The sequence below is a fragment of the Pseudomonas synxantha BG33R genome (assembly GCF_000263715.2).
GTDB lineage: Bacteria > Pseudomonadota > Gammaproteobacteria > Pseudomonadales > Pseudomonadaceae > Aquipseudomonas > Aquipseudomonas synxantha_A.
Map to the genome: position 1 here is coordinate 480,754 of NZ_CM001514.1, position 24,939 is coordinate 505,692.

Genomic DNA, 24,939 nt, shown 5'->3' on the forward strand with positions numbered 1-24,939 from the left:
GGCCTCAAGCGGGAATAAGCCTACGGCTTACTCGGCGAGGTCCTGCTCCTCAATGGTCTGGTTGTGGTTGGTGAACACGCAGATATCGCCGGCGATACCCAGAGCGGTCTCGACGATCTCACGGGCCGACAGGTCGGTTTTCTTCAGCAGCGCGCTGGCTGCCGCCTGGGCATAGCCACCGCCGGAACCCATGGCGATCAGGCCATGTTCGGGTTCAACCACGTCGCCGTTACCGGTGATGATCAGCGAAGCATCTTTGTTCGCGACAGCGAGCATGGCTTCCAGGCGGCTGAGGGAGCGGTCGGTGCGCCATTCTTTGGCAAGTTCGACAGCGGCGCGCACCAGGTGGCCCTGATGTTTCTCAAGCTGGCCTTCGAAGCGTTCGAAGAGGGTAAAGGCGTCGGCGGTAGCGCCTGCGAAACCGGCAAGTACCTGGCCGTGGTACAGGCGACGCACTTTTTTCGCGTTGCCTTTCATCACGGTGTTGCCCAGGGAAACCTGGCCGTCGCCGCCCATGACGACTTTGCCGTGGCGACGTACTGAAACGATGGTGGTCAAGGGGAGAGTCTCCACGCAGCGGGGCGAAAATGCCCTGATGAGAACTCATATGGGGGTGGCGGGGGGGATTTCAACCGTAGGACGGGTGCGCGGACGAGTGGTGTTTATTGATCCGACACCTATTCAAGAACACCGCAAAACCAAATGTGGGAGGGGGCTTGCTCCCGATCGCGGTGTGTCAGTCGCTGAATATATTGACTGATATACCGCCATCGGGGGCAAGCCCCCTCCCACATTAGCTCTGCTATGTCTTCGAAATCAGCGGCTCTGGCGTTGTTGTAACAACAGGTTGCTAAACCCGGCCCCGGCCAATTGTTTCTGCGCCACGGTCAGTTGTTCGCGGTTGCTGAACGGCCCTACCAATACGCGATACCAGGTCGCGTCCTTCACCGTGCCGGACTCAACCGATACCGATTGGCCCAACAGAATGATCTGCGCACGCACACGATCGGCATCCGCCTGTTTCGGGAACGAGCCGGCCTGCAGGAAGAACTTGGTCACAGGCGCGGCCTTGGTCGCTGCCACTGGCGGTGCTGGCGGCGGAGTGATGCCGGCCAGTGCAGCCTGGGCGCGAGCCGTGTCGATTTTCGCCGCTTCCGCTGGGGTTACTGGCGTGGTCGGCACTTGCGGGGTCGGCAGGGTTTTCTCCGGCACGGCGTCGGGCGGCACGATCACTTCCGATTCCGGCAGCAGCGTGTAGAAGTCGTATTTCGGCTTCACCGGTGCGGTCGGGCTTGGCGCAGTCTTGTTGGCCTCGGCAATTTTCGTGGCCTTCTGCTGCTCCTGTTTGACGCGCTTGACGTCATCGCCCTGGCCAGGCTCCAGCTTCATCAGAAACACAACGAAGGCACCGACCGTCAGGCCGATGGCCATCCACAGCCAGCCCGGGATCGGCTGCTTCGCCGGGGCCTGATAACGGCTGGCGCCGCGTTTGGGTGCAGGTTTTTTCTTGGCAGCCAACTTACATACGCTCCAGAGTTTCCAGGCCCAAGAGTTCCAGGCCTTGCTTGAGGGTGCGTCCAGCCAATGCGGCAAGGCGCAGGCGACTTTGTTTCTGGGCTTCGTCGTCGGCGGTCAGGATCGGGCAGTTCTCGTAGAAGCTGGAGAACAGGCCGGCCACTTCGTACAAATAGGTGCACAGGATGTGCGGCGTGCCTTTTTCGCCAACGCTGTTGAGCACTTCGCTAAATTGCGCGAGCTTGGCCGCCAGTTCCTGTTCATGGGCGGCGTCCAGCACGATCTGGCCTTCGACTTCGCTGAAGTCCTTGCCCAGCTTGCGGAACACGCCGGCCACGCGGGTGTAGGCGTACAGCAGGTACGGCGCGGTGTTGCCTTCGAAGTTGAGCATCAGGTCGAAGTTGAAGCTGTAGTCGCTGGTGCGGTGCTTGGACAGGTCGGCGTATTTCACTGCGCCAATGCCCACCACGCGGGCGATGTTGCGCAGGTCGGCCTCGGCCAGCTCCGGGTTCTTTTCCTTCACCAGGTTGTAGGCACGCTCCTGGGCTTCGGTCAGCAGGTCGATCAGCTTCACGGTGCCACCGTCACGGGTCTTGAACGGGCGGCCATCGGCGCCGTTCATGGTGCCGAAACCCATGTGTTCCATGTGCATCGGGTGGGTGACGAAGCCGGCACGACGGGCCACTTCAAACACTTGCTGGAAGTGAAGGGCCTGGCGTTGGTCGACGAAGTACAGCGCCCGGTCGGCCTTGAGCACGCCGCTGCGATAGCGCACAGCAGCCAGGTCGGTGGTGGCGTAGAGATAGCCGCCATCGGCCTTGACGATGATCACCGGCAGCGGCTCGCCGTCGGCGGTCTTGAATTCTTCGAGGAACACGCACTGCGCGCCGTTGCTCTCGACCAGCAGGCCCTTGGCCTTGAGGTCGTTGACCACGTTGATCAGGTCGTCGTTGTAGGCGCTTTCGCCCATCACGTCGGCCATGGTCAACTTCACGTTGAGCAGTTCGTAGATTTCCTGGCAGTGGGACAGGGAAATCTCACGGAAGCGGTTCCACAGCGCCAGGCATTCCTGGTCGCCGGCTTGCAGTTTGACCACCAGGCCACGGGCGCGGTCGGCAAACTCTTCGGATTCGTCGAAGCGTTTCTTGGCGGCGCGGTAGAAGTTTTCCAGGTCGGCCAGCTCGTTGCTGGTGATCGGGTTTTCCTGCAGGTAGGCCATCAACATGCCGAACTGGGTACCCCAGTCGCCGACGTGGTTCTGGCGGATCACGGTGTCGCCGAGGAACTCCAGCACCCGCGCCACACCGTCGCCGATGATGGTGGAGCGCAGGTGACCGACGTGCATCTCTTTGGCCAGGTTCGGCGCCGACAGGTCGATGACCACGCGTTGGGTGTCGCCAGCCTTGTGTGCGCCGATTTTGGCATCGGCCAGGGCTGCGTCCAGGCGCGAAGCCAAGGCCTGGGTGTTCTGGAAGAAGTTGATAAAGCCCGGGCCTGCGATTTCGGCCTTGGTGACACTGGCGTCAGCCGGCAGTGCAGCGATGATTTTTTCCGCCAGGTCGCGCGGTTTCATGCCGGCCGGCTTGGACAGCATCATCGCGATGTTGCTGGCGAAGTCGCCGTGGGTCTTGTCGCGGGTGTTCTCCACCTGGATCGCCGGCGACAGGCCTTCAGGCAACACACCTTCGTTGACGAGTTGGGTGAGGGCTTGTTGGATCAGCTGGCGAATGGTGTCTTTCATGGTGTTCTCTTTCGACCGCAAGCGGCGGCGCGCGATGCGCAGGTGGAAAAACTGGGCATTATCCGTGGCGAGGGCGGGCTTGCCAACCGTTCAGACTAGATGGCGGACCTGCGGGCCTCATCGCGGGCAAGCCCCCTCCCACATTTGAAGGTGTTCACATTTCAAAATGTGGATGGTGGCTTGCCTGTCAATACAAATCTACCGGGTCTACATCCAGTGACCATCGCACTTGTCGGCCGCTGGGTATTTGCTCCAGCTCAAGCATCCAGCTACTTAACAGTCGATGCAGCGGTGCGCGGGAGGTTGCCTGCAAGAGTAACTGAGCCCGATAACGCCCGGCACGCCTCTCCATGGGCGCAGGCACAGGGCCGAGCAATTCGATGCCGGTCAGGCCCAACTCGCCCAGCAAACGTTCGGCCACGCTGCAGGCTTGATCGAGGAAACCTTCGGCCTGGCCGGGTTTGTGGGCTTCGGCACGCAGCAACGCCAAGTGCGCAAAGGGTGGCAAGCCGGCAGCGCGACGTTCGCTCAATGCCTGCTCGGCGAAGGCAAAATAGCCTTGTTCCGTCAGTTGAATCAGCAGCGGGTGGTCGGCCAGGTGCGTCTGGATAATCACCTTGCCCGGCTCTTCGGCCCGTCCTGCGCGCCCTGCCACCTGCACGATCAACTGCGCCATGCGTTCGCTGGCGCGGAAATCCCCGGAGAACAAACCTCCGTCGGCATCCAGGATCGACACCAGGGTCACCCGTGGGAAGTGGTGCCCTTTGGCGAGCATCTGCGTGCCGATCAGAATGCAGGGTTGACCTTTCTGAATGGTGGCGAACAACTGGTTCATTGCATCTTTGCGCGACGTGCTGTCGCGGTCGACCCGCAGCACCGGGTAATCCGGGAACAGAATGCCCAGGCGCTCTTCGGCGCGCTCGGTGCCGGCCCCCACCGGGCGCAGGTCGACCTTGCCGCACTGCGGGCAATGGCGTGGCACCCGCTCTACATGGCCGCAGTGATGGCAACGCAATTCGCCGTGGCGCTGGTGCACGGTCATGCGCGCATCGCAGCGCTCGCACTCGGACATCCAGCCGCAGTCATGGCACAGCAGTGTCGGGGCAAAGCCGCGACGGTTAAGAAACACCAATACTTGCTGGCCCGCGGCGAGGGTCTGGCCGATGGCCTGTTGCATCGGACCGGAAATACCGCTGTCCAGCGGGCGGCTTTTCACGTCCAGGCGCAGGAAGCGCGGTTGTTTGGCGCCGCCGGCGCGCTCGTTCATGCGTAGCAGGCCATAACGGCCGGTGTAGGCGTTATGCAGGCTTTCCAGGGACGGCGTGGCCGAACCCAGCACGATCGGGATGTCTTCCTGGCGTGCGCGTACCAGCGCCAGGTCGCGGGCGTGGTAACGCAGGCCTTCCTGCTGTTTATAGGAGCCGTCATGCTCCTCGTCGATGATGATCAGCCCGGGGTTTTTCATCGGGGTGAACAGCGCCGAACGGGTGCCGATAATGATGTCTGCCTCGCCGTCCCGCGCTGCCAGCCACGACTCCAGGCGCTCACGGTCATTGACCGCCGAGTGCACCAGGGCGATGCGCGCGTTGAAGCGCTGCTCGAAACGCGCCAGGGTCTGTGGGCCCAGGTTGATCTCCGGGATCAGCACCAGTGCCTGCTTGCCGGCCTGCAGGGTTTCGCGGATCAGTTGCAAATACACTTCGGTCTTGCCGCTGCCGGTGACGCCGGCCAGCAGGAACGCATGGAAACTGTCGAACCCTGCGCGAATCGCCTCATACGCGGCGCGTTGCTCGGGGTTGAGCGGCAATTCCGGTTGGGCCAGCCAGTGTTCGTGGCGTGGGTCCGGGGCGTGCTTGCGGATTTCCACCTGCACCAGTCCCTTGGCCAACAGCAGGTCGAGGCTGTCTTTGCTCAGCATCAGCTTGCTTAACAGCTGATGGGCGACGCCATGGGGATGCTGGGCCAGTGTGGCCAGGGCTTCGCGCTGGCGCGGGGCGCGGGCGATGCGCGGGTCGTCGAGGCGCGCACCGGGCGCCATCGACCAGAAACGTTCCTGGCGCGCTTCGGCCAGTTCGCCCTGGCGCAGCAGCACCGGCAGCGCCCAGCTCAAGGTATCGCCCAGGCTGTGCTGGTAATACTGCGCAGTCCACAGGCACAGCTTGAACAGTGCCGGCGGCAGTGGCGGTGTGGCGTCGAGGATGGCCAGGGCCGGCTTGAGCTTTTCCGCCGGGACCTCGCTGTGATCCGCGACCTCCACCAGGATGCCGATCATTTCCCTGCGCCCAAACGGCACACGCACGCGCATCCCTGGCTGCAACTGCGCCCGCAGCACGCCGGCCGGGGCCCGGTAATCGAACAGGCGGCGCAGGGGGGAGGGCAGGGCTAGGCGCAAAATGGCGTCGGGCACGCGGGGCATCTCATATAAAGGCAGGCAGTGGGGCAGGGGCGCGAGCCTAGCAGAGCGGGGAGGGCTTGGGTATGCCACGGTTTTCTGATGAAAGGAGGTTTTTGGCCAGTAGCGCCGCTTGCGCGTTTAAAAAGGTCTGGTAGAATCCGCGGCCTAATTACGTGCGGTATTCGACAATAGTGTCGAGTGGCGGCACGCTAGCCCGAGGAAGTGCCATGAAAGCCGATATCCATCCAGCGTACGAAACCATCGAAGTTACCTGCAGCTGCGGCAACAAGTTCGAAACTCGTTCGAACCTGTGCAAGCCACTGGGTACTGACGTATGCAACGAGTGCCACCCGTTCTACACCGGTAAGCAGAAAACTCTGGACACCGGCGGCCGTGTACAGCGCTTCGCAGATCGCTTTGGTGCTTTCGGCAAGAAGCCTGCTGCTACTCCAGCAGAGTAAGGCTCAAAAGCCTTATGGGCTTTTGCCAGCTGTTGAAAAAGGCGTCCCTTGCGGGCGCCTTTTTTGTGCCCGGGATTTGGCTGGCAACCGCCCAGGCCGCGGTGTTCTGCCCGGCACCCGCTTCCGTGGCGCGGGTAGAAGTGCAGCGCGTGGTGGACGGCGACACCGTACGCCTCAAGGATGGCCGCAGCGTGCGGATGATCGGCCTCAATGCGCCGGAAACCGGCAAGAAGGGCCGTACTGACGAGCCGTTTGCCGTCGCCGCCCGCCAGCGTCTACAAGCATTGGTGCAGGCCAGTGATGGGCGTGTCGGTTTGGTGTCTGGCCGCGAGGGCAAGGATCATTACGGCCGCACCCTGGCCCACCTCTACGGCGCCAATGGCGAGAACCTGGAAGCGCAATTGCTCGCCGAGGGCTTGGGCTTCCAGGTGGGGGTGGCGCCGAATGTAGACCTCGCCACCTGCCAGCAGGCGGCGGAAAACAGCGCCCGCCAGGCGCGCCTGGGGCTGTGGCGCCAATCGCCGGTGCAAACGGTGGCGCAACTCAAGCGCTCCGGGTTTGCGCTGGTAACTGGCCGGGTCAGCAAGATCGAGCGCAATCGCGGTGGCATCTGGATTGAAATCCAGGGGTCACTGGTATTACGTATTGCCCCCGAACTGATCAGTCAGTTCGATCCGGCCATGCTCAATGGTCTGCAAGGTCGCACTATTGAAGCGCGCGGCTGGGTGCAGGATCGCTCCCGCCGTGGGGGTTTGAAAAGAGGTCAATTACGCTGGCTTCTGCCAATAACCGACCCAGGCATGCTGAAATCGACGCATTGAATAAAAAATTGTAGACATTTTTTATTTCGATTGTGAACAGTTGAGCCCTTGTATCCCGTGGCTCTTGGCCAAAAGTCGTAGCCCAGGGCCCTTGACACCTGTGACTGCCCAGTCTTGTAGGGACTTTGCGACACGCGTATCCTCGGCGGTCCGTCGACCAACAGTAAAAGCGGAATGCCGATATGTCTGATTTGAAAACTGCCGCTCTCGAATACCATGCCCATCCTCGTCCAGGAAAGCTGAGTGTAGAGCTCACCAAAGCCACTGCCACTGCTCGCGACCTGTCGCTGGCCTACAGCCCTGGTGTTGCCGAGCCCGTACGTGAAATCGCCCGTGACCCAGAACTGGCGTACAAGTACACCGGCAAGGGCAACCTGGTTGCAGTGATTTCCGATGGCACCGCGATCCTTGGCCTGGGTAACCTCGGCCCATTGGCTTCCAAGCCAGTCATGGAAGGTAAAGGCGTGCTGTTCAAGCGCTTTGCCGGCATCGACGTTTTCGACATCGAAGTCGATTCCGAGAGCCCGCAGGCTTTCATCGACACGGTCAAGCGCATTTCCATCACCTTCGGTGGCATCAACCTGGAAGACATCAAGGCACCTGAGTGCTTCGAGATCGAAAAGGCCCTGATCGAACAGTGCGACATCCCGGTATTCCACGATGACCAGCACGGCACCGCGATCGTTACTGCGGCGGGCATGATCAACGCCCTGGAAATCGCCGGCAAAACCCTGGGTGAGGCGAAGATCGTCTGCCTGGGCGCCGGTGCTGCGGCCATTTCCTGCATGAAGCTGATCATCAGCATGGGCGCCAAGCTGGAAAACATCTACATGGTCGACAGCAAGGGCGTGATCCAGTCCGAGCGTACCGACCTGAACCAGTACAAGGCGATGTTCGCCCACCCGTCCTCCAAGCGCACCCTGGCTGACGCCCTCGATGGTGCCGACGTGTTCGTCGGCCTGTCCGGCCCGAACCTGCTGAGCGCCGAAGGCCTGAAATCCATGGCGCCGAACCCGATCGTGTTCGCCTGTTCCAACCCGGATCCGGAAATCTCGCCTGAGCTGGCTCACGCCACTCGCAGCGACGTGATCATGGCTACCGGCCGTTCGGACTACCCGAACCAGGTCAACAACGTACTGGGCTTCCCGTTCATCTTCCGTGGTGCCCTGGACGTTCGCGCCAAGCGCATCAACGAAGAAATGAAAGTAGCGGCTGCCAACGCCCTGCGTGAACTGGCCAAGCTGCCGGTGCCTCAGGATGTGTGCGACGCCTACGGTGGTGCCAAGCTGGAATTTGGTCGTGAGTACATCATTCCAAAACCAATGGATAAGCGCCTGATCACCCTGATCTCCGATGCCGTGGCCAAGGCCGCGATCGAGACCGGTGTAGCAACCCTGCCGTATCCAAAGAACTACCCGCTGCAAAGCGTGGATGATGTGTTCAACGGCTAAGCCGTTATAGCGCACCAACAAAAAGCCCCGTCTCTCGCGAGTCGGGGCTTTTTGCTGCGTGACAATTATCTAAAGATTTGTGAAGGCCAAATGTGGGAGGGGGCTTGCTCCCGATGACGGGCTGTCAGCCAATGAATAGTTGACTGATACACCGCCATCGGGAGCAAGCCCCCTCCCACATTTGGATCTATGTTGCGTCTTGGATCGGGTCAGAACAAATCGATCGGCGCGCCTTCGTCCGCCGGCAGCGGGCTGCCTGGTACAACCCCGTTGCCCAGCTCGTTGACCGACGGCGGCGTGTCCTCGCTCTTGAACAGCTCGAAGTAAGCATTCGGCGTACTCGGCGAAGCCGCACGTCCACTGATCGGATCGATGCGCAGGCTGAGGATGCCTTCCGGTTCCGGTTGGGTGTGCAAAGGCTTGTCCTTCAAGGCCGCGCCCATGTAGCTCATCCAGATCGGCAGGGCGACGGTGCCGCCAAACTCGCGGCGGCCCAGACTTTCAGGCTGGTCGTAGCCGGTCCACACAGTGGTCACGTAGTCGCCGTTATAGCCAGAGAACCAGGCGTCCTTGGATTCGTTGGTAGTACCGGTCTTGCCGGCAATATCTGCGCGGCCCAGGGCCAGTGCGCGGCGGCCGGTGCCCTTCTTGATCACGTCCTGCAGGATGCTGTTGAGAATATAGGTGGTACGGCCATCCACGATGCGCTCGGCAACTGCCGGGGCTTGCGGTTCGGTGGTCGCGGGGGCGGTTGCCGCAGGCGCTGTGCCTGGCGTGGGCTCGATGGTAATGCCGCCATTACCCGGTGCTGCGAGACCATCGGTTGCCGCCACACCATTGACCACATCACCGGGCACCCGTGGCGGGTTGGCGGTGAACAGGGTGTCGCCATTGCGGCTTTCGATCTTGTCGATCAGGTACGGCGCGATCTTGTAGCCGCCGTTGGCAAAGGTGCTCCAGCCGGTGGCGATTTCCATCGGCGTAAGGGTTGCGGTACCCAGCGCCAGGGACAGGTTGGGCGGCAAGTCCGACTTGGCGAAGCCGAAGCGCGTCATGTAGTCGATGGTCTTGCCCACGCCCATGGCCTGCAGCAGGCGGATCGACACCAGGTTGCGAGACTTGTACAACGCCTCGCGAATGCGGATCGGGCCGAGGAAGGTGTTGGTGTCGTTCTTCGGCCGCCAGACCTTGTCCAGGTATTCATCGACAAACACGATCGGTGCGTCGTTTACCAGGCTGGCGGCGGTGTAGCCGTTGTCCAGTGCGGCGCTGTAGACGAATGGCTTGAAACTTGAACCCGGCTGGCGCTTGGCCTGTATCGCACGGTTGTAGTTGCTCTGCTCAAAGGCGAAACCGCCGACCAGCGCGCGGATTGCGCCGTTCTGCGGATCAAGGGATACCAGGGCGCCTTGGGCGACCGGCACCTGGCTGAACTTGAGGCTGTCATCCTTCTGGCGTTGCACGCGGATCAAATCACCCACCTTGGCCACGTCGGACGGCTGCTTGGGCATCGGCCCCATGCTGTTGGTGTTCAGGAACGGGCGCGCCCATTTCATGCTGTCCCACGCCACGTGGGCTTCACCGGCGCGGGTCAGCACTTGAATGCCGTCTTTGGTCACCTCGGTGACGATGGCCGGCTCCAGGCCGCTGATCGAGCGCTGTTTGCCCAGTTCGGTGGTCCAGGCACTCAGGGTCTTGCCCGGCAGGCGCGACTCGGGGCCGCGGTAGCCGTGACGCTGATCATAGGTGATCAAGCCTTCGTGTACGGAGTTGTTGGCGATTTCCTGCAAGTTGCTCGGAACCGTCGTGGTCACGCGAAAGCCTTCGGTGTAGGCATCGCTGCCATAACGGCCAACCATTTCGGCGCGGGCCATTTCGGCGATGTACGGTGCATTCACTTCCGGCGTCGGCACGTGATAGCTGGCGTTCAGGGGCTCGGCCACGGCGCTTTCATAAGCGGCCTGGTCGATCTTGCCCAGCTTGTACATGCGCCCCAGGATCCAGTCGCGACGTTCTTTACTGCGCGCCGGGTTGGCCAGTGGGTTAAAGCGCGACGGCGCCTTGGGCAGGCCGGCGATCATGGCCATCTGCGCCAGGCTGGCGTCACGAATCGATTTGCCATAGTAGACCTGGGAGGCGGCCTCAATGCCGTAGGCGCGGTTGCCCAGGTAGATCTTGTTGACGTACAGCTCGAGGATTTCGTCCTTGGTCAGTTGGCGTTCAATCTGTAGCGCCAGCAGGATCTCGGTGGCTTTGCGCGAAAAGCTGCGCTCGCTGGTGAGGAAGAAGTTCTTCGCCACCTGCATGGTGATGGTGCTGCCGCCGGATTGAATGTGTCCGCTCTTTACCAACTGAGTGGCCGCACGCACCAGGCTGCTGGGGTCGACACCGTAGTGGTTGGCGAAATTGTCATCTTCTGCCGACAGCAATGCACTGATGAAATTGGGTGGAATGTCGGCGAAACGGATCGGTGTGCGGCGCATTTCGCCGAACTCCGCGATCAGTTTTTCGTCGCTGCTGTAGACCCGCAAAGGAATCTGCAACTGGATACTTCTGAGGGCCTCTACGGAGGGCAAACCCGGACTAAGGTAGAGGTAGGCCCCGCTGAGTACGAGCAGCAGCCCGCAGACGATCGCGACTATGGAGTACCCGAAAAACTTCAGCAGACGAATCAAGGCTTTTGGATTTCCAGAGAAAAGAATGAGTTACGCGTCGGGGATGCATGGCAAACGATGGATCGACCCGGGCAGCAGATAAAAAAGCGGGAAAAAACGCTGGGCATTAAAGCATTTTTCAGCTTGGGGCGTCATTCGCGTGCCTCGAACAAGCCGACCGAATGCAGGGTGCCTGGCGGCAATCAAGCGAGATGACAGCCGGTATGACAGGGAAAGTTTTGGGGAGTTTTATGGGAAAGGGATTTTTCAGGCGAAAAGCCGACATCATCTTGGGTGTCGACATCAATGACAGCGGTATCAAGCTGATCGAACTGAGCCGTTCATCGGGTGGTTTCAGTGTCCAGGGCTATGCCACCCAGGCGCTGCCCGCCCATGCGGTCGTCGATGGCGCGTTGCTGGAAGTCGAGGGCGTGGGGCGAGCCTTGCAACAAGCGTTATCCTGCCTGCGCACTTCGGCTCGACACGCCGCTGTGGCAGTGGCGGGCCCTTCGGTGATCACGCGGTTGATCGAGATGGATGCGGGCCTGCGCGACGAAGAAATGGCCTGGAAGATCCAGATGGAAGCTGACCAGTTCATTCCTTATCCATTGGATGAGGTTGCGATCGACTTTCAGATCCAGGGCCCATCGGCCCAAGGGCCGCAGTGGGTTGAAGTCATGTTGGCGGCCTGTCTGCGCGAGCAGGTCCAGGCGCGAGTGGCGGTTTTAGCCCTGGCGGGGCTGGTGCCGCGGGTGGTCGATGTCGAAGGGTTTGCATTGGAGCGCGCTTGCCGTCAGGATTTTGCCAGCTTCACGCCGGGTCATCGAGTCGATGGTGCACAATGGGCCGTGGATGCCCAAGGGATGGGAGTGGCTTGCGGGTTGGCCCTGAGGAGTTTCGCTGGATGACACGAATCAATCTTTTGCCTTGGCGTCAGGCGCTGGCAGAGCGCAAGCGCAGGTATTTCATGGTGCTATTGCTGGCATTTGCCTGCCTGGCGCTGGCGGCCGTGTGGCTGGCTGACCAGGTGATCGACCAGGCGATAGATCGGCAAGTGAGCCGCAATAGCCGCTTGGGTGAGGAGGTGGCTACCCAGGATTCGCGGATCAGGACCATCGACGACCTGCAGGAGCGAAGCCAGCAACTGGCCGAACGCATGAAGGTGGTGCAGGATCTGCACGACGCCCGCTCTTCCGGCGCCCGACTGTTCGAGCAATTGGCTCGTGCAATGCCTGAAGGTGTCCATCTGCATGAGGTGGTCGCAAACGGTGACACCATCAGCATTCGCGGCACGGCTGAAAGCAACCAGGATATCGCCCGGTTGATGCAGCAGCTCAAGCAGTCATCCCAAGGCTCCAGCTCGACTCGTCTGCAGCGTGTGCAGGCCGATGGAGCACGCGGCGAAAGTGAATTTCAGCTGATGGTGCGCCAGGGAGAATCCAGCGAGGCGCAACCATGAGCCTGCCCAGGCTCGATTTTCCCACGCTCTTCTACAACGCTGCTAAATGGCCCTTGTCTGGCAAGGTCCTGCTTGGCTGTGGGCTGGCCGGTCTGGTGCTGCTGATAGGAGAGGTTGCCTACCTGAGCTCGTCACGTGAGCGATTGCACGGGTTTGAGGCGCGGGAGCAAACGCTACAGCAGCAGTTGGCGGAAAAAACTGAACTGGCCTCCAGCCTTGAGGCGCGCACCGATCAGTTCAGGGCAATGGAGGACAAGGTCACAGGCCTTCTACGTCAATTGCCCGGCCAGTCAGAGGTGCCGGCCTTGCTTGAAGACATCGCCCGATTGGCGGTTGCCAATGGAGTATGGGTCGAGGGCATCACGGTGTTGGATGAAGAGCCTCGTCAGCTCTATATCGAGCAACCCATGCAAATCGGCGCCACCGGGGCGTATCACGACCTGGCGGCATTCATCGGTGCCCTGGGTGGGTTGCCGCGCGTCGTCACCGTGCAGGATGTTGCACTGGGGCATGACGGCGCCTTGCTGCGTCTGAACATGCTGGCAAAGACCTATCGGCGTACCACGCAAAGCGCCAAGGCCCGCGAAGCGTTCGACCCGGCTCAGCCATTGGTCTACACCCCATCGTTTGTGCGCGACCCGTTTCAGCCGCCCGGTTTGCAAGTAACTCGCGTGCCGGGGCGACCGGCCCTTGCGCCGGATCTCGCTCGGCCACGGGGGCTGCTGGAAGGCATGAACATCGATCAGTTCGAAATGGTCGGCACGCTGTCGTTGGGGGCGCAGGCTTTTGCCCTGCTGCGTGCCGGATCCAGGGTGCACCGGCTGACGATTGGTGATTACCTGGGGCCGGATCATGGCCAGGTCACGGCCATTCAAGAGGGGTCTATCCACTTGGTCGAACGGTTTCCCGATGAACAGGGCGGCTGGCTCGAACGCCCGCGAACCCTTGTGTTGAACGTCAACTCATAACGGAATCAAACAATGAAAAGGACTTTCTCGTCCTTCGGTGTGGCGCTATGGATAGCGTTCACGGCACCGATGGCTGCTGCTGTGCCCAATCGCCTGGACCTGATCCACCTGCCGCCGCCCGACAGTGCAGCGTCGGTCAGCTATACAGGCACCCGGCTGAATCTGAATTTCCAGGACATCGACCTGCGGGCGGTCTTGCAGCAAATCGCCGATGTCGCCGGGCTCAACCTGGTGACCAGTGATGAAGTGCAGGGCTCAATTACCCTGCGGCTCAAGGATGTGCCTTGGGATCAGGCGCTGGATCTGGTGCTGCAAACCAAAGGTCTGGATAAGCGCGTGAAAGCCGGTGTGTTGCTGGTGGCACCTGCGGATGAGTTGGCCGCTCGCGAACTGCTGGCGCTGGAGTCGCGCAAGCAGATGGCGGAACTCGCACCGCTGCGTCGGGAGCTGCTGCAGGTCAACTATGCCAAGGCGGCGGACCTGGCCAAGCTGTTTCAGTCGGTCACAGGTTTTGAAGGCGCCACGGATGAGCGCGGCTCGGTGGCGGTGGATGATCGCACCAACAACATCATCGTCTACCAGACCGGCGAACGGCTCGAAGAGCTGCGGCGTATCGTGGCGCAACTGGATATTCCCGTACGCCAAGTGATGATCGAGGCGCGAATTGTCGAGGCCAATGTCGACTACGACAAAAGCCTGGGCGTGCGCTGGGGTGGGCGGCTCAGTCATGGCAGGGGAAGTGTCGCAGGTATTTCCAAGCCCGTGGCAGACGGCGCCGAACCGCCGCAAAACCCGCCCGGCTCCCCGTTTGTCGACTTGGGTTCGCTGACCGGTACCTCGGGTCTGGGCGTGGCCTACATCACCGACAATCTACTGCTGGACCTTGAGCTGACAGCCATGGAGAAAACCGGCAACGGCGAAATCGTCTCGCAGCCCAAGGTGGTCACGTCCGACAAGGAGACGGCACGCATCCTCAAGGGCACCGAAATTCCCTATCAAGAGTCCACCTCCCAGGGCGCTACCTCGGTATCGTTCAAGGAGGCTTCGCTTTCGCTGGAGGTCACGCCGCAAATCACCCCCGACGACCACGTGATCATGGCGGTCAAGGTCACCAAGGATGAGCCCGACTACTTGAACAGGCTCAATGACGTACCGCCGATCAAGAAAAACGAGGTCAACGCCAAGGTGCTGGTCAGGGATGGCGAGACCATCGTCATCGGTGGGGTTTTCTCCAATACCCAAAGCAAAGTGGTAGATAAAGTGCCATTTTTGGGCGATGTGCCGTATCTTGGCCGCCTTTTCCGGCGCGATGTGCTGGCGGAGAAAAAATCCGAGCTGCTGGTATTCCTGACTCCGCGTATCATGAATAACCAGGCGATTGCTGTGAGTCGTTGATTCTGTGCGAAATTTGATTCTTGTAGGGCCGATGGGGGCTGGAAAGAGCACCATCGGCCGTTTGCTGGCCAAAGAGCTGCGCCTGCCGTTCAAAGATTCCGACAAGGAAATTGAATTGCGCACGGGTGCCAATATCCCATGGATCTTCGATAAAGAAGGCGAGCTGGGCTTTCGCGACCGCGAGCAGGCGATGATTGCCGAGCTGTGTGGCTGCGATGGCGTGGTATTGGCGACCGGCGGTGGCGCCGTCATGCGCGACGAAAACCGTCGAGCGCTGTATGCCGGTGGTCGGGTAGTGTATTTGCATGCCTCGGTCGAGCAGCAGGTGGGCCGCACCGCCCGCGATCGCAATCGCCCGTTGCTGCGCACGGCCAACCCGGAAAAAACCCTGCGGGACCTGCTGGCGCTGCGCGATCCGCTGTATCGGGAAATCGCCGATCTGGTGGTGGAAACCGATGAGCGACCCCCTCGGATGGTGGTGCTCGATATTCTGGAGCGCCTGCAGCGGTTGCCACCCCGTTAAAGCCTGGCCCGAAATGCGCTATTCTCGGCGGCGCGCCATAACCTTGTGAGGTGTGGCGTAGAGCCATCAGGTGATGTCGGATTGCGACATTGCCGGTCGTCAATACATCTTCAACGCGGGGAAACATGCAGACACTTAAGGTCGATCTAGGCGAGCGCAGCTACCCGATCCACATTGGCGAAGGTCTGTTGGACCAGCCCGAACTGCTTGCGCCGCATATTGCCGGTCGGCAGGTGGCGATCATCTCCAACGAAACGGTTGCGCCCCTGTATCTTGAGCGTTTGAGCCGCAGCCTTGCGGCGTATTCGGTGATTTCCGTGGTGTTGCCCGACGGCGAAGCCCACAAGAACTGGGAAACCCTGCAACTGATCTTTGATGGCCTGCTGACTGCGCGCCATGACCGTCGAACCACCGTGGTTGCCCTGGGCGGCGGTGTGATCGGCGACATGGCCGGTTTTGCTGCAGCCTGCTACCAGCGCGGCGTGGATTTTATCCAGGTGCCGACCACTCTGCTGTCCCAGGTCGATTCGTCGGTGGGCGGCAAGACCGGTATCAACCACCCGCTGGGCAAGAACATGGTCGGTGCGTTCTACCAGCCACAGGCCGTGCTGATCGACACCGCTACCCTCAACACACTGCCACCGCGCGAGTTGTCGGCGGGCCTGGCGGAAGTCATCAAGTACGGGCTGATCTGTGACGAGCCCTTCCTGAGCTGGCTTGAAGAACATGTAGATGCCTTGCGCGCACTCGACCAGGTGGCCTTGACCGAGGCGATTTCCCGCTCCTGCGCCGCCAAGGCGCTGGTGGTCAATGCCGACGAACGGGAGTCCGGCGTGCGCGCTACCCTGAACCTGGGCCACACCTTCGGCCATGCGATCGAAACGCACATGGGCTATGGTGTGTGGCTGCATGGGGAAGCCGTAGCGGCTGGCACGGTGATGGCGTTGGAGATGTCGCAACGCCTGGGCTGGATCAGCGCCCAGGAGCGTGATCGCGGTATCCGCCTGTTCCAGCGCGCCGGCTTACCGGTCATCCCTCCCACAGAGATGACCGAGGCAGATTTTCTCGAACATATGGCAATAGACAAGAAAGTGATCGACGGTCGACTGCGACTGGTACTGCTGCGCCACATGGGCGAGGCGGTGGTGACCGACGATTATCCGAAAGAGATTTTACAGGCCACGCTGGGAGCGGATTACCGCGCCCTGGCCCAGCTTAAAGGTTAATAAGATCCCGATGACTAGTTTGCATGCCGACGAGGCGTTCCTCGGCCATTATCACTTGAGCCATGACCCTTTTGCTCCACGGGTGCCTGGTTTCAAATTCTTCCCTGCCCAGCGCAAGCCGGTATTGGGGCAACTGCATCATCTGGCGCGCTACAGCCAGTTGCTGCTGGTGGTCACGGGACCGTTGGGCAGTGGCAAGACCTTGCTGCGCCAGGCGCTGGTCGCCAGCACCAACAAGCAATCGGTGCAGAGCGTGGTGGTATCGGCACGTGGCGCCGGTGACGCAGCGGGTGTACTGCGCCAGGTTGCACAGGCCCTGGACGTATCCAACGCCGAGCCGAACGCGATTCTCAAACAGGTGGTGCAACTGGGCCTGACCGGCCAGGAAGTCTACCTGCTGGTCGACGACGCCGAGCAGCTTGACGAATCCGCGCTGGAAGCGCTGTTGGCACTGGCCGCGGGCACGCCGGAAGGCCGCCCGCATGTGTTCCTGTTTGGCGAATCGTCGTTGATCGCCGATCTGGAGCAGATCAGCGGTGAGCAAGAGCTGTTCCACGTCATCGAATTGCAGCCGTACGAAGAGGAAGAAACCCGCGAATACCTGGCTCAGCGCCTTGAAGGTGCAGGGGCAGGTATCGAACTTTTCTCCGCTGCGCAGATCTCTGATATTCACGAAAGCTCCGATGGCTGGCCTGGAAACATCAACCAGGTTGCCCGCGATGCGATGATCGAAGCCATGATTGCCAGCCGCTCTGCGGTCAAGCGTCCAAAGATGGGGTTCACTATGCCTAAGAAGCACGTATTGGCTATTTCCGCCGTTGTCGTGGTCGCTGTAGCCGCCGCCTGGTTGATCCCGGGTCGCAACAAGGCACCGACAACAACCGGCGCGCCAACTGAGCAGGCGCAGTTGCCACTGGGCAAGCCCACGCCAAATGTCGAATTCGCCAACTCCGGCCAACCGACCAACCTGCCGATGGTCGGCCAGCCTGTAATGCGCGGCCCGCTGGCTGAAGAAGCCGGTGGCATCTCCGAAGGCGACGACGGCGTGCCGGTGGAAGGCTCCAGCGCCACGCCGCCGACCGTGACCACCACCGCGCCACCAGCGGGCGTACCGGCCGGCACGCCAGCAACCCCAGTAGCGCCTGCCGCACCGGTTGCGCCAGTTGCCAAGCCGACCCCGGCGCCGACAGTAGCGACAGCCAAGCCCGCAGCACCAGTTGCCAAGCCGGCACCGGCACCCGCGGCCAAGCCTGCTGAGAAACCTGCCGCTACCGTGGCCAAGGCCGGCGCCGCTGGCAGCAGCTGGTACAGCAGCCAGCCTACCGGCAATTTCGTAGTGCAGATCCTTGGCACCAGCTCCGAAGCCAACGCCCAGGCGTTCGTCAAGGAGCAGGGCGGCCAGTACCGTTATTTCAAGAAAGTGCTCAACGGCAAGCCTCTCTACGTGATCACCTACGGCAGTTTCCCAAGCCGCGCCGCAGCCGATTCTGCCATCAAGGCCTTGCCAGCGAAGGTTCAGGCTGGTAAACCTTGGCCTCGCACTGTTGCCAGCGTTCAACAAGAACTGGCAGCAACTCGCTGAAGATCCGGCGGCCTTACCCAGGCCGCCCTCCCGGCACCTCAAAAAAATCCGCAAGTGCGTGCTGCCCTGGGGTGCGTGTTCAGTTATTTTTACCGCCGCGCCGGGTCTGCTGCTGCGCAGGGCAAGGCGCGAGAAGCGTGGTTTGGTCGTTCCAAATAAGCTTCGAGCAACGCAGCCCTGCGCAGCAGCAGGCCCGGCCCTTCGGGTTGCGCCTTAAAGCTAGCCATGCTGCGTTGCAGGCCTTGGAAAGGGAGCACCATTCCCAGCGGCCTGCGCCTTGCCTGGCTAGCTTTAAGACGCAACGCGGCGGCAAAAATAACTGAGCACGCACCCCCCGGCCGCGCGCTTTGTGGTGTCTGCGCCACAGTAGCTTTTGAGTCGTAGCGGTCAGAATTAAAAAAGTTTTGACTAGCACAGCATATCGCTTTAAACCTTTCATAAATGCGACATAGATTTGCGACATTTCGTCGCTAAATTTGTGAGCGTCTGTGTCGGTGTGTACAATGACCTCCCTTTTGCCCCCGCTAAGCCGGCGTACGTTCGGCGTGGAAGGTAACCGGTTGAATTGAAAAGAAATTTGCCTCGATATAAGAGGCAGCCTGGTGAGAAAGTGTCTATGAAAGCAGGTCTGTACCAACCCGATGAATTCAAGGATAACTGCGGTTTCGGCCTGATAGCCCACATGCAGGGCGAGCCCAGTCATACCCTTTTGCAAACGGCCATCGAGGCCCTGACCTGCATGACCCACCGCGGTGGGATCAACGCCGACGGCAAGACCGGTGACGGTTGCGGCTTGCTGATTCAAAAGCCCGACCAGTTCCTGCGCGCTGTCGCCAAAGAGCATTTTGCGGCCGACCTGCCCAAGCAGTACGCCGTGGGCATGGTGTTTTTCAACCAGGACCCGGTAAAAGCCGAAGCCGCTCGCGAGAACATGAACCGCGAGATCGCTGCCGCCGGCCTGCAACTGGTGGGCTGGCGCAAAGTGCCAATCGACACCAGCGTACTCGGCCGCCTGGCCCTGGAGCGCCTGCCGCAGATCGAACAAGTGTTCATCGCGGGTGACGGCCTGAGCGACCAGGACATGGCGATCAAGCTGTTCACGTCCCGTCGTCGTTCGTCGGTGCTCAACGCCGCCGACACTGACCATTACATCTGCAGCTTTTCCCACAAGACCATCATTTATAAAGGCCTGATGATGCCGGCGGATCTCACCGCCTTTTATCCAGACCTGAGCGATGAGCGCCTGCAAACCGCAATCTGCGTGTTCCACCAGCGCTTCTCCACCAACACCCTGCCGAAATGGCCGCTGGCCCAGCCATTCCGTTTCCTCGCCCACAACGGCGAGATCAATACCATCACCGGCAACCGCAACTGGGCCGTGGCCCGTCGCACCAAGTTCGCCAACGATTTGATGGACCTCGAAGAGCTCGGCCCGCTGGTCAACCGCGTGGGTTCCGACTCCTCCAGCATGGACAACATGCTTGAGCTGATGGTCACCGGTGGCATCGACCTGTTCCGTGGCGTGCGCATGATCATTCCGCCTGCGTGGCAGAACGTCGAGACCATGGACCCGGACCTGCGGGCGTTCTACGAATACAACTCGATGCACATGGAGCCCTGGGACGGCCCGGCCGGCGTGGTCATGACCGACGGCCGCTACGCGGTGTGCCTGCTCGACCGTAACGGCTTGCGCCCGGCGCGCTGGGTCACCACCACCAACGGCTTTATCACCCTGGCGTCGGAAATCGGCGTGTGGGACTACAAGCCTGAAGACGTGATCGCCAAAGGCCGTGTCGGCCCTGGCCAGATCCTGGCCGTGGACACCGAAACCGGGCAGATCCTCGACACCGACGCCATCGACAACCGTCTGAAGTCGCGTCACCCGTACAAGCAATGGCTGCGCAAGAACGCCCTGCGCATCCAGGCGACCATGGAAGACAACGACCACGGTTCGGCTTTCTACGACATCGACCAGCTCAAGCAATACATGAAGATGTATCAGGTCACGTTCGAAGAACGTGATCAGGTGCTGCGCCCGCTCGGCGAGCAAGGCTACGAAGCCGTAGGCTCCATGGGCGACGATACGCCGATGGCTGTGCTGTCCCAGCGCGTGCGCACGCCGTACGACTACTTCCGCCAGCAGTTCGCCCAGGTGACCAACCCACCGATCGACCCGCTGCGCGAAGCCATCGTGATGTCGCTGGAAGTGTGCCTCGGTGCCGAACGCAATATCTTCCAGGAATCGCCTGAGCACGCCTCCCGTGTGATCCTCAGCTCGCCGGTCGTTTCCCCGGCCAAGTGGCGCTCGCTGATGACCCTGGAGCGTCCAGGCTTCGACCGCCAGATCATCGACCTGAACTACGACGAGAGCCTCGGCCTTGAAGCCGCTGTGCGCAACGTCGCCGACCAGGCTGAAGAAGCTGTGCGCGCCGGCCGCACTCAGATCGTACTGACCGACCGCCATATCGCGCCGGGCAAGTTGCCGATCCACGCGTCCCTGGCGACTGGCGCGGTGCACCACCGCCTGACCGAAAAAGGCCTGCGCTGCGACTCCAACATTCTGGTGGAAACCGCCACTGCCCGTGACCCGCACCACTTCGCGGTGCTGATCGGCTTCGGCGCCTCGGCGGTTTACCCGTTCCTGGCGTATGAAGTACTCGGTGACCTGATCCGTACCGGTGAAGTGTTGGGCGACCTCTACGAGGTGTTCAAGAACTACCGCAAGGGCATCACCAAAGGCCTGTTGAAGATCCTGTCGAAGATGGGCATCTCCACCGTCACCTCCTACCGTGGCGCGCAATTGTTCGAAGCCATCGGCCTGTCAGAAGAAGTCTGCGAGCTGAGCTTCCGTGGCGTGCCGAGCCGTATCAAGGGCGCGCGTTTCGTCGATATCGAAGCCGAGCAGAAAGCCCTGGCCGCCGAAGCCTGGAGCGCGCGCAAGCCGATCCAGCAAGGCGGCCTGCTCAAGTTCGTGCACGGTGGCGAATACCACGCCTACAACCCGGACGTGGTCAGTACCCTGCAAGCCGCCGTGCAGCAGGGCGACTACGCCAAGTTCAAGGAATACACGAGCCTGGTGGATAACCGCCCGGTGTCGATGATCCGCGATCTGTTCAAGGTGAAGACCCTGGACACGCCGATGGACATCGCCGAAGTCGAGCCGCTGGAATCGATCCTCAAGCGCTTCGACTCCGCCGGCATTTCCCTGGGCGCCTTGTCACCTGAGGCTCACGAAGCCCTGGCCGAAGCCATGAACCGCCTGGGTGCGCGTTCCAACTCCGGCGAAGGCGGCGAAGACCCGGCGCGTTATGGCACGCTCAAAAGCTCGAAAATCAAGCAGGTGGCCACCGGCCGTTTCGGTGTGACCCCGGAGTACCTGGTCAACGCCGAAGTGCTGCAGATCAAGGTTGCCCAGGGCGCCAAACCGGGAGAGGGCGGGCAATTGCCAGGCGGCAAGGTCAACGGCCTGATCGCCAAGCTGCGTTATGCAGTGCCGGGCGTGACTCTGATCTCGCCGCCGCCGCACCACGACATCTACTCGATTGAAGATTTGTCGCAGCTGATTTTCGACCTCAAACAAGTCAACCCGCAGGCCCTGGTCTCGGTAAAACTGGTCGCAGAAGCCGGCGTCGGCACCATCGCCGCTGGCGTGGCCAAGGCCTATGCCGACCTGATCACCATCTCCGGCTACGACGGCGGCACCGGCGCTTCGCCGCTGACCTCGATCAAGTACGCCGGTGCGCCGTGGGAGCTCGGCCTGGCCGAAACCCACCAGACCCTGCGCGGCAACGACCTGCGCGGCAAGGTGCGGGTACAGACCGACGGCGGCCTGAAAACCGGCCTCGACGTGATCAAGGCTGCGATTCTCGGCGCCGAAAGTTTCGGCTTCGGCACCGCGCCCATGATCGCACTGGGCTGCAAATACCTGCGCATCTGCCACCTGAACAACTGCGCTACCGGTGTGGCGACTCAGAACGAAAAACTGCGCAAGGATCACTACATCGGCACCGTCGACATGGTGGTGAATTTCTTCACCTACGTCGCCGAGGAAACCCGTGAGTGGCTGGCCAAGCTGGGCGTGCGTTCGCTGGAAGAGCTGATCGGTCGCACCGACCTGTTGGACATCCTCGAAGGCCAGACCGCCAAGCAACAGCATTTGGACCTGACACCGCTGTTGGGCAGCGATCACATCCCGGCAGACAAGCCACAATTCTGCCAGGTGGACCGCAACCCGCCGTTCGACAAGGGCCTGCTGGCCGAGAAAATGGTCGAAATGGCCGGCTCCTCGATCAGCGATGCCAGCGGTGGCGAATTCGCCCTGGATATCTGCAACTGCGACCGTTCCATCGGTGCTCGCATCTCCGGTGAAATCGCGCGCAAGCACGGCAACCAGGGCATGGCGAAAGCGCCGATCACCTTCCGCTTCAAGGGCACTGCGGGCCAGAGTTTCGGTGTGTGGAACGCCGGTGGCCTGCACATGTACCTGGAAGGCGATGCCAACGACTACGTGGGCAAAGGCATGACCGGCGGCAAGCTGGTCATCGTCCCGCCGGCTGGCAGCGTATACAAGACCCAGGACAGTGCCATCATCGGCAACACCTGCTTGTACGGCGCCACCGGTGGCAAGCTGTTTGCCGCGGGTACTGCCGGTGAGCGCTTCGCCGTGCGTAACTCCGGTGCCCACACCGTGGTGGAAGGCACTGGCGATCACTGTTGCGAGTACATGACCGGAGGCTTTGTCGCGGTACTGGGCAAGACCGGTTACAACTTCGGTTCGGGCATGACCGGCGGTTTCGCCTACGTGCTCGACCAGGACAACACCTTCGTCGACAAGGTCAACCACGAGTTGGTCGAGATCCAGCGGATCAGCGGTGAAGCCATGGAATCCTACCGGAACCACTTGCAGCACGTGCTGGATGAGTACGTCGAGGAGACCGGCAGTGAATGGGGTCGCAACCTCGCCGAAAACCTCGATGATTACCTGCGTCGTTTCTGGCTGGTCAAGCCCAAGGCTGCCAACCTAAAATCGTTGCTTTCCAGCATCCGTGCCAACCCGCAGTGATATGCGCCTGAACAGTTTGATGAGGTTTTAACATGGCTGAACGTCTGAATAACGACTTCCAGTTCATCGATGTCGGGCGCAAAGATCCGAAGAAGAAACTGTTGCGTCAACGCAAGAAAGAGTTCGTGGAAATCTACGAGCCCTTCAAGCCCCAGCACTCGGCCGATCAGGCCCACCGCTGCCTGGGGTGCGGTAACCCGTATTGCGAATGGAAGTGCCCGGTGCACAACTTCATTCCCAACTGGCTCAAACTGGTGGCCGAGGGCAACATCCTCGCCGCCGCCGAGCTGTCGCACCAGACCAACACCCTGCCGGAAGTCTGCGGCCGGGTGTGCCCGCAAGACCGTCTATGTGAAGGTGCCTGCACCCTCAACGATGGCTTCGGCGCGGTGACCATCGGTTCGGTGGAGAAGTACATCACCGACACCGCGTTCGCCATGGGCTGGCGCCCGGACATGTCCAAGGTCAAGCCGACCGGCAAGCGTGTTGCGATTATCGGCGCGGGCCCGGCGGGCCTGGGGTGTGCCGACGTGTTGGTGCGTGGTGGCGTGACCCCGGTGGTGTTCGACAAGAACCCGGAGATCGGTGGCCTGCTGACTTTCGGTATTCCCGAGTTCAAGCTGGAAAAAACCGTACTGAGTCACCGTCGTGAAGTGTTCACCGGCATGGGTATCGAGTTCCGCCTCAATACCGAAATCGGCAAAGACATCACCATGGAGCAACTGCTCGCCGAATACGATGCGGTGTTCATGGGCATGGGCACCTACACCTATATGAAGGGCGGCTTTGCCGGTGAAGACTTGCCGGGCGTGTATGACGCGCTCGACTTCCTGATTGCCAACGTCAACCGCAACCTGGGCTTTGAAAAGTCGCCGGAAGATTTCGTCGACATGAAAGGCAAGAAGGTCGTGGTGCTGGGCGGTGGCGACACCGCGATGGACTGCAACCGTACCTCGATCCGCCAGGGCGCCAAGTCGGTCACCTGTGCGTATCGTCGCGACGAAGCCAACATGCCCGGCTCGCGCAAAGAGGTGAAGAACGCCAAGGAAGAAGGCGTGAAATTCCTCTACAACCGCCAGCCGATTGCGATCGTCGGTGAAGACCGCGTCGAAGGCGTGAAGGTGGTCGAGACCCGTCTCGGCGAACCGGATGCCCGAGGCCGTCGCAGCCCCGAGCCGATCCCGGGTTCCGAAGAGATTATCCCGGCCGATGCCGTGGTCATCGCTTTCGGTTTCCGTCCAAGCCCGGCGCCCTGGTTCGAGCAGTTCGAAATCCAGACCGACAGCCAGGGCCGCGTCGTAGCCCCGGAGCAAGGCCAGTACAAGCATCAGACCAGCAACCCGAAAATCTTCGCCGGTGGCGATATGGTGCGCGGTTCCGACCTGGTAGTGACGGCGATCTTCGAAGGCCGCAATGCCGCCGAAGGCATCCTGGATTACCTTCAAGTTTGATTTGAAACACGGTCAACTGTGGGAGCTGGCTTGCCTGCGATAGCGATAGTGAATTCACCACCGCCATCGCAGGCAAGCCAGCTCCCACACAAACCCCATTCCAGATAGGGTTTGGTGGTGTCTGTCATACCGCAAGACACCGCGACAAATTGACCCGATAGACAAAAGGCAAGGCGCATTCCGTGCCTTTTGCGTCGCGCTCTGAGAAAATGCCCGCACTTTTTTTGCGGATGCC

At 61.1% G+C, this 24,939-nt stretch carries 16 protein-coding genes and 1 pseudogene; 12 read left to right on the top strand and 5 right to left on the bottom strand.

All coding sequences use genetic code 11. The annotated features are described in order from the left end of the window. Nucleotides 1-27 precede the first annotated feature (27 nt). The 4 genes from hslV to PSEBG33_RS24735 form a co-directional block, all read right to left on the bottom strand. Nucleotides 28-558 carry an ATP-dependent protease subunit HslV gene (gene hslV / locus PSEBG33_RS24750; RefSeq protein ID WP_003171209.1) on the bottom strand — a complete coding sequence of 177 codons (531 nt, stop codon included), beginning with the start codon at nt 556-558 and terminating at the stop codon, nt 28-30. 258 nt (nt 559-816) lie between these two features. Further along, on the bottom strand, nt 817-1,518 hold the full coding sequence (locus PSEBG33_RS24745) for an SPOR domain-containing protein (protein ID WP_005784023.1): 702 nt from the start codon (nt 1,516-1,518) through the stop codon (nt 817-819). Nucleotide 1,519: 1 nt separating this feature from the next. After that, nucleotides 1,520-3,256, bottom strand: a complete 1,737-nt coding sequence (gene argS, locus PSEBG33_RS24740) for an arginine--tRNA ligase (protein ID WP_005784024.1) — start codon at nt 3,254-3,256, stop codon at nt 1,520-1,522. Nucleotides 3,257-3,443: 187 nt separating this feature from the next. Next, on the bottom strand, nt 3,444-5,663 hold the full coding sequence (locus tag PSEBG33_RS24735; protein ID WP_005784027.1) for a primosomal protein N': 2,220 nt from the start codon (nt 5,661-5,663) through the stop codon (nt 3,444-3,446). A gap of 215 nt (nt 5,664-5,878) precedes the next feature. Here PSEBG33_RS24735 and rpmE point away from each other — a divergent pair, with 215 nt between their 5' ends. The 3 genes from rpmE (at nt 5,879) to PSEBG33_RS24720 (ending at nt 8,384) form a co-directional block, all read left to right on the top strand. Continuing rightward, on the top strand, nt 5,879-6,112 hold the full coding sequence (gene rpmE / locus PSEBG33_RS24730) for a 50S ribosomal protein L31 (protein ID WP_005784030.1): 234 nt from the start codon (nt 5,879-5,881) through the stop codon (nt 6,110-6,112). A 14-nt stretch (nt 6,113-6,126) separates the two neighbouring features. Then, complete coding sequence (locus tag PSEBG33_RS24725; protein WP_005784032.1) at nt 6,127-6,933, top strand: thermonuclease family protein; 807 nt, start codon at nt 6,127-6,129, stop codon at nt 6,931-6,933. A gap of 182 nt (nt 6,934-7,115) precedes the next feature. Then, a complete protein-coding gene (locus PSEBG33_RS24720) occupies nt 7,116-8,384 on the top strand; it encodes a malic enzyme-like NAD(P)-binding protein (protein ID WP_005784034.1) in 1,269 nt (422 codons plus the stop codon). A gap of 209 nt (nt 8,385-8,593) precedes the next feature. Here PSEBG33_RS24720 and PSEBG33_RS24715 read toward each other — a convergent pair whose 3' ends face one another. After that, the gene (locus tag PSEBG33_RS24715) at nt 8,594-11,056 is read right to left on the bottom strand and encodes a penicillin-binding protein 1A (RefSeq protein WP_413817842.1); all 2,463 of its coding nucleotides are present in this window, start codon (nt 11,054-11,056) and stop codon (nt 8,594-8,596) included. Nucleotides 11,057-11,289: 233 nt separating this feature from the next. Between PSEBG33_RS24715 and pilM the strand changes: the two genes are divergently transcribed. The 9 genes and pseudogenes from pilM to PSEBG33_RS24675 all read left to right on the top strand — a co-directional run bounded on the left by pilM (nt 11,290) and on the right by PSEBG33_RS24675 (nt 24,704). After that, nucleotides 11,290-11,946 (top strand): type IV pilus assembly protein PilM, encoded by a 657-nt coding sequence (pilM, locus tag PSEBG33_RS26815; protein ID WP_032803222.1) that lies wholly within the window; start codon nt 11,290-11,292, stop codon nt 11,944-11,946. Further along, nucleotides 11,943-12,497 (top strand): PilN domain-containing protein, encoded by a 555-nt coding sequence (locus tag PSEBG33_RS24710; protein WP_005784037.1) that lies wholly within the window; start codon nt 11,943-11,945, stop codon nt 12,495-12,497. The genes pilM and PSEBG33_RS24710 overlap by 4 nt, the downstream gene beginning before the upstream one ends. Beyond that, on the top strand, nt 12,494-13,465 hold the full coding sequence (locus PSEBG33_RS24705; protein ID WP_005784039.1) for a pilus assembly protein PilP: 972 nt from the start codon (nt 12,494-12,496) through the stop codon (nt 13,463-13,465). Before PSEBG33_RS24710 ends, PSEBG33_RS24705 begins: the two co-directional genes overlap by 4 nt. 138 nt (nt 13,466-13,603) lie before the next feature. Next, nucleotides 13,604-14,860, top strand: a pseudogene (locus tag PSEBG33_RS24700) (type IV pilus secretin PilQ); the annotation flags it as partial. Between the two features lie 4 nt (nt 14,861-14,864). Further along, the gene (gene aroK / locus PSEBG33_RS24695) at nt 14,865-15,383 is read left to right on the top strand and encodes a shikimate kinase AroK (RefSeq protein ID WP_005784043.1); all 519 of its coding nucleotides are present in this window, start codon (nt 14,865-14,867) and stop codon (nt 15,381-15,383) included. A gap of 125 nt (nt 15,384-15,508) precedes the next feature. After that, nucleotides 15,509-16,609 carry a 3-dehydroquinate synthase gene (aroB, locus tag PSEBG33_RS24690; protein WP_005784045.1) on the top strand — a complete coding sequence of 367 codons (1,101 nt, stop codon included), beginning with the start codon at nt 15,509-15,511 and terminating at the stop codon, nt 16,607-16,609. Nucleotides 16,610-16,619: 10 nt separating this feature from the next. Beyond that, nucleotides 16,620-18,191 carry an SPOR domain-containing protein gene (locus PSEBG33_RS24685; RefSeq protein ID WP_005784047.1) on the top strand — a complete coding sequence of 524 codons (1,572 nt, stop codon included), beginning with the start codon at nt 16,620-16,622 and terminating at the stop codon, nt 18,189-18,191. A 616-nt stretch (nt 18,192-18,807) separates the two neighbouring features. Next, nucleotides 18,808-23,253: a glutamate synthase large subunit gene (gene gltB, locus PSEBG33_RS24680; RefSeq protein ID WP_005784049.1), complete on the top strand. Its 4,446-nt coding sequence runs from the start codon at nt 18,808-18,810 to the stop codon at nt 23,251-23,253. Between the two features lie 32 nt (nt 23,254-23,285). Further along, nucleotides 23,286-24,704 (top strand): FAD-dependent oxidoreductase, encoded by a 1,419-nt coding sequence (locus tag PSEBG33_RS24675; RefSeq protein WP_003187920.1) that lies wholly within the window; start codon nt 23,286-23,288, stop codon nt 24,702-24,704. Nucleotides 24,705-24,939 lie beyond the last annotated feature (235 nt).

Bases quoted from the DNA above. Each gene is read 5' to 3' on its own strand.
- argS (WP_005784024.1), bottom strand. From the start codon at position 3,256: ATGAAAGACACCATTCGCCAGCTGATCCAACAAGCCCTCACCCAACTC.
- rpmE (WP_005784030.1), top strand. From the start codon at position 5,879: ATGAAAGCCGATATCCATCCAGCGTACGAAACCATCGAAGTTACCTGC.
- PSEBG33_RS24725 (WP_005784032.1), top strand. From the start codon at position 6,127: ATGGGCTTTTGCCAGCTGTTGAAAAAGGCGTCCCTTGCGGGCGCCTTT.
- PSEBG33_RS24720 (WP_005784034.1), top strand. From the start codon at position 7,116: ATGTCTGATTTGAAAACTGCCGCTCTCGAATACCATGCCCATCCTCGT.
- pilM (WP_032803222.1), top strand. From the start codon at position 11,290: ATGGGAAAGGGATTTTTCAGGCGAAAAGCCGACATCATCTTGGGTGTC.
- PSEBG33_RS24710 (WP_005784037.1), top strand. From the start codon at position 11,943: ATGACACGAATCAATCTTTTGCCTTGGCGTCAGGCGCTGGCAGAGCGC.
- PSEBG33_RS24705 (WP_005784039.1), top strand. From the start codon at position 12,494: ATGAGCCTGCCCAGGCTCGATTTTCCCACGCTCTTCTACAACGCTGCT.
- aroB (WP_005784045.1), top strand. From the start codon at position 15,509: ATGCAGACACTTAAGGTCGATCTAGGCGAGCGCAGCTACCCGATCCAC.
- PSEBG33_RS24685 (WP_005784047.1), top strand. From the start codon at position 16,620: ATGACTAGTTTGCATGCCGACGAGGCGTTCCTCGGCCATTATCACTTG.
- gltB (WP_005784049.1), top strand. From the start codon at position 18,808: ATGAAAGCAGGTCTGTACCAACCCGATGAATTCAAGGATAACTGCGGT.
- PSEBG33_RS24675 (WP_003187920.1), top strand. From the start codon at position 23,286: ATGGCTGAACGTCTGAATAACGACTTCCAGTTCATCGATGTCGGGCGC.